Annotated in this window: 1 protein-coding gene; it reads left to right on the top strand. The window is 75.9% G+C overall.

Annotated elements, in window-relative coordinates; all coding sequences use genetic code 11:
• Positions 1-206 precede the first annotated feature (206 nt).
• Positions 207-5,530 (top strand): amino acid adenylation domain-containing protein (locus tag ACFUEL_RS34065; RefSeq protein ID WP_380241182.1); only part of this gene is annotated, 5,324 nt, incomplete at its 3' end.

The following is a 5,530-nucleotide window of genomic DNA, read 5'->3' as shown; positions in this document are numbered from 1 at the left end:
GCCCTGGACGACCTCGGCGCCGCCCCGGGCGACCTCGGCACCGCCTCGGAGGGCCTTGCCGCCGCCCCGGGCAGCCCGCCGCTGCTCGCCCTCGAGCAGGGCCGACTCGACCGGCTGGAAGCCAAGTTGCGCAGCCGGCGGCGCCGATGACCACCCCGCCCACCGACCGTTCCGAAACCACCGACCCCAGGACTGAGAACACCGCGATGAACGACTCCGCCACCCCGCACGACGACCCGCAGGCGACCAGCCCGGCCCCGTCGGACCTGGAGGACGTGTACCCGCTGTCCTCGCTCCAGGAGGGCCTGCTCTTCCACGCGCTCTACGACGACCGGGCCCGGGACGTGTACGTCGTGCAGGCCCACCTCGACCTGGCCGGCCCCGTCGAGGCGCCGCGGCTGGCCGCCGCCGTGGACGCGCTGCTGGCCCGGCACGCCAACCTGCGGGCCGGATTCTGGTACGAGGACCCGCAGGACGTCCTGCAGTTCGTCCAGCGCACCGTCGACACCCCGCTGCGCACCGTCGACCTGACGAACCGTCAAGAAGCGGACGTGCAGCGCGAGATGGACGCGGACTGGCGGCGCCCGTTCGAACTGGACGCGCCGCCGCTGCTGCGCTTCACCCTGCTGCGGCTGGCCGCCGACCGGCACCGGCTGGTGCTGACCTGCCACCACCTGCTGCTGGACGGCTGGTCGATGCCGATCGTGGTGCGCGAACTGCTCGCGCTCTACCGCGGCGAGAGCCTGCCGCCGGTGCGCCCCTACCGCGACCACCTCGCCCTGCTGGCCACCCGCGACACCGCCGCCGCCGAACGCGCCTGGGCCGCCGCCCTCGCCGGGTTCGACACCCCGCACCCCGTCGCCCCCGCCGGGGCAGTCGCCGGGGCGGGCGCCGGGGCGGGCGCCGTCGAACCCGCCCTGCTCACCCGGCAGGCCGGGCCCGACCTGACCGCCCGCCTGACCGCCGCCGTCCGCAGCCGGGGCCTGACCCTCGGCAACGTCGCCCACACGCTGTGGGGCGTGCTGCTCGGCGCGCTCACCGGCCGCACCGACACCGTGTTCGGCACCACCGTCTCCGGCCGCCCCGCCGACCTGCCGGGCGCCGAGTCGATGGTCGGCCTGTTCATCAACACCGTCCCCGTCCGGGTCCACCCCGCCCCCGGCGCCACCCTCGCCACGGCCGCCGCCCGAGTCCAGGCCGCCCAGGCCGAGTTGCTCGACCACCAGCACCTCGGCCTGGCCGCGATCCAGCGCGCCGCCGGCGCCGCGGGGCCGCTGTTCGACACCCTGCTGGTGGTGGAGAACTACCGGGGCGGCGGCGAAGCCCTCAAGACCGCCCCGGACGCGGCGGACGGCGGCCCGGCGATCACCGCGCTCGGCGCCCGCGACGCCACCCACTACCCGCTCGGCCTGACCCTGCTGCCCGGCGAGGACCTGCGCCTCGAACTCGAGTACCGCCCCGACGCGTTCGACGCCGACCGGGCCGCCACCGTCCTGGACCGCTTCCTCGCCCTGGCCGAGGCGTTCGCCGCCGACCCGGACACCCCGCTGGCCCGGCTCGACCTGCTCACCGCCGCCGAACGCGCCGCCCGCCCCGCCACCAGCACCGGCCCCACCCTGCCCGCCGTCCCGCCGCCCGGCGTCGACGACCTGCTGCGGGCCCGCGCCGCCGACACCCCCGCCGCCCGCGCCCTGGTCGGCCCCGCCCTCGACGGCACCCGCACCGAGCGCACCTTCGCCGAACTGGACGCCGACACCGACGCGCTGGCCCGCCTGCTGCTGGCCCGCGGCCTGCGCGCGGAAGGGATCTGCGCGCTCGCCCTGCCCCGCTCCACCGGGGCCGTCACCGCCCTGCTCGCCGTCCTGCGGGCCGGCGGCGCCTACCTGCCGCTCGACCTCGACCACCCCGACGAGCGCCTCGCCCTGCTGCTGGACGACGCCCGCCCCGCCGTCCTGCTCACCACCCGCGCCGTGCTGGCCCGGCTGCCCGAGCAGCCCGCCGCTACCGTCGTGCTGCTCGACGACCCGGCCGTGCGCGCCGAACTCGCCGCCCCCGGCGGGCCGGTGAGCGTCCCCGTGCACCCCGGGCAGGCCGCCTACGTCATCCACACCTCCGGCTCCACCGGCCGCCCCAAGGGCGTCGTGCTCACCCACGCGGGCCTGGCCAACCTCGCCCACGACCACCTCGGCCGCGAGTTCGCCACCGCGCTGGAGGCCGCCGGCACCGAGCGCCTGCGCGCCCTGCACACCGCCTCGTTCTCCTTCGACTCCTCCTGGGAGCAGCTGATCTGGCTGCTCGGCGGCCACGAACTGCACCTGCTCGGCGAGGACGACCGCCGCGACGCCGAAACCGTCGTCGCCTACACCCGCGCCGAACGCATCCACGCCCTGGACGTCACCCCCAGCTACGCCCGCCAACTCCTCGACAGCGGGCTGCTGTCGGGCGCGCACCGCCCGCCGGTGCTGCTGCTCGGCGGCGAGGCGCTGCCCGAGGCGCTGTGGACCGAACTGCGGGCCGAACTGGCCGCCTCCCCCACCAGTACCGTGCTCAACTACTACGGCCCCACCGAGTTCACCGTGGACGCGCTGGTCGCCGACCTCGCCGACACCCCCGCCCCGGCCGTCGGCCGCCCGCTCACCGGCGGCCGCGCCCAAGTGCTGGACGCCCTGCTGCGACCCGTCCCGGACGGCGCGCCGGGCGAACTGTACCTGGCGGGCGTCCAGTTGGCCCGCGGCTACCTGAACCGCCCCGGCCTGACCGCCGGGCGCTTCGTCGCCGACCCGTTCGGCGAACCCGGCACCCGGATGTACCGCACCGGCGACCTGGTGCGCCGCCGCCCCGACGGCACCCTCGACTACCTGGGCCGGGCCGACGAACAGGTCAAGATCCGCGGCCACCGGATCGAACTCGGCGAGATCGAGGCCGAGTTGGCCGCGCACCCGGCCGTCGCGCACAGCGCCGTACTGCTCCACCGCGGCCCGGTGGACCGGCTCGTCGCCCACCTGGTGCCCGCCGTCCCGGGCGGACTGGACACCGCCGCGGTGCGCGACGCCCTCGCCGCCCGGCTGCCCGAGTACATGGTGCCCTCGGCCTTCACCGTCCTCGACGCCCTCCCGCTGACCGTCAACGGCAAGCTCGACCGGGCCGCCCTCCCCGACGGCGCCCTCGACTACGCGGGCGCGACCGGCTCGCGCGCCGCCGAGACCGCCACCGAACGCCTGCTGTGCGCGCTGTACGCCGAGGTGCTCGGCCTGCCCGAGGACGCCGGGACGGGCGCCGAGGACGACTTCTTCCGGCTCGGCGGCGACTCCATCTCCTCCATCCGGCTGGTCGGCGCCGCCCGCGCCGAGGGCCTCGCGCTCAGCCCCCGCGACGTCTTCGAACACCGCACCCCCGCCGCCCTCGCCGCCCTCGCCGACACCCGGGAGGCCGCCACCGCGCTGCCCCCGCTGCCCGAACTCCCCGCCGCCACCGCGGCCGAACGCGCCGCCGTCCGGGCCGCCGTCCCGCACCTGGAGATCGAGGAGGTCTGGCCGGTCTCCCCGCTCCAGGAGGGCTTGCTGTTCGAGGCCGACTACGACGACGGCGCGGTCGACGTCTACACCGCCCGCGACGTCATCACCCTGGACCGCCGCGTTCCGCTGCCCACCCTGCGCGCCGCCGTCGCCGCCGTCCTGGACGCCCACCCCAACCTGCGGGCCGGCTTCCTGCAGACCGGCCCCGAACGGCCCGTCCAGTTCGTGCCGCGCGCCGTCGACATCCCGCTCACCGAGACCGACCTGTCCGACCTCGACGACGCGCAATTCGCCGCCCGGCTCGAGGAGTTGAAGGCGCAGGAGGCCGGCACCCGGTTCGACCCGGCCGCGCCGCCACTGCTGCGCCTGGTCTCGGTGCTCGCCCCCGGCGGCGGCCAGCGGATCCTGGTCACCAACCACGCCCTGCTGTGGGACGGCTGGTCCTCCGGCCTGTTCCTCCAGGAGCTGCTGAGCCGCTGCGCGGGCCTGCCCGTCCCCGAACCCGGCCTGCCCTACCGGGAGTTCCTGCGCTGGCTGGCCGCCCGCGACACCGAGCGGGGCGCCACGGCCTGGCGCGAAGCCCTGGCCGGACTGGACGGGCCCACCCTGCTCGCCCCGCAGGCCCGCGAGCGCGCCGGGCTGCTCCCGCACTCCGTCACCGCCCGGCTGAGCACCGAACTCACCACCCGCCTGGGCGAGTTCACCCGCACCCACGGGCTCACCCTGAACACCGTGCTGTCCGGCGCCTGGGCGCTGCTGCTCGCCGGACTGACCAACCGGCAGGACGTGGTGTTCGGCGCCACCGTCTCCGGCCGCCCCGCCGAACTGCCCGGCATCGACGCCACCATCGGCATGTTCCTCAACACCGTCCCCGTCCGCGCCGCCCTGGACGGCGGCGAGAGCGTCGCCGCCTTCCTCGCCCGCCACCAGGCCGAACAGGCCGCCCTGCTGCCGCACCACCAGACCGGCCTCGGCACCATCCAGCGCGGCACCGGCCTCGGCCGCCTCTTCGACACCCTCCAGGTGCTCCGCAACACCCCCGCCGACGCCGCCACCCGCGCCGACCTGCGCGAACGCCTCGGCATCCGCGAGGTCGAGGACGTCGACGCCGCGCACTTCCCGCTGGTCTTCATCACCAACCCCGGCGAGGCGCTCGGCTTCGAGTGGAAGTACCGCCCCGACGTCTTCGACCGCACCGAGGTCGAACAGCACGCCCAGCGCCTGGTCCTGCTGCTCGACCAGCTCACCGCCGACCCCGACCGCCCCGTCCGCAGCCTGGACGTGCTGACGTCCGGTGAGCGGGCGTTGTTGGGTGGGTGGGCGTCGACGGGGCGGGAGTTGCCGTCGGCGTCGGTGGCGGAGCTGTTGGCGGAGCGGGCGGTGCTGGTGCCGGGGGAGACGGCGCTGGTGTTCGGTGCGCAGGCGTGGTCGTATGCCGAACTGGACGCTCGGGTGGACCGGTTGGCGCGGTTGTTCGTGTCGCGTGGTGCCGGTCCGGAGTCGGTGGTGGCGTTGGGGTTGCCGCGTTCGCTGGACATGGTGGCGGCGCTGTTCGCCGTGCTGCGAGCCGGTGCTGCGTACCTGCCGCTCGAACTCGACTACCCGGCCGAGCGGTTGGCGTTCATGGTGGAGGACACCGCCCCCGTCCTCCTGGTCACCGACTCCGCCACCGCCGCCCTGCTGCCCGCCCACCCCGGCACCGTCCTGCTCGACGACCCCGCCGTGCGGGCCGAACTCGCCGCCTTCCCCGCCGAGCCCTACCGGGTGCCCTACCGGCCGGACGCCGCCGCGTACGTGATCTTCACCTCGGGTTCGACCGGTCGGCCGAAGGGCGTGGTGACGCCCTACCGCGGCCTGACGAACATGCAGTTGAACCACCGGGAGGCGATCTTCGACCCGGTGGTGGCGGAGGCGGGCAGCCGTCGGCTGCGGATCGCGCACACGGTGTCGTTCTCCTTCGACATGTCGTGGGAGGAGCTGCTCTGGCTGGTCGAGGGCCACGAGGTGCACGTCCT

This window comes from Kitasatospora sp. NPDC057198 (genome assembly GCF_042670125.1).
Taxonomy (GTDB): Bacteria; Actinomycetota; Actinomycetes; order Streptomycetales; family Streptomycetaceae; genus Kitasatospora.
Note: the sequence above shows the minus strand (reverse complement) of the source record. Positions and strands in the feature narration are given on the sequence as shown.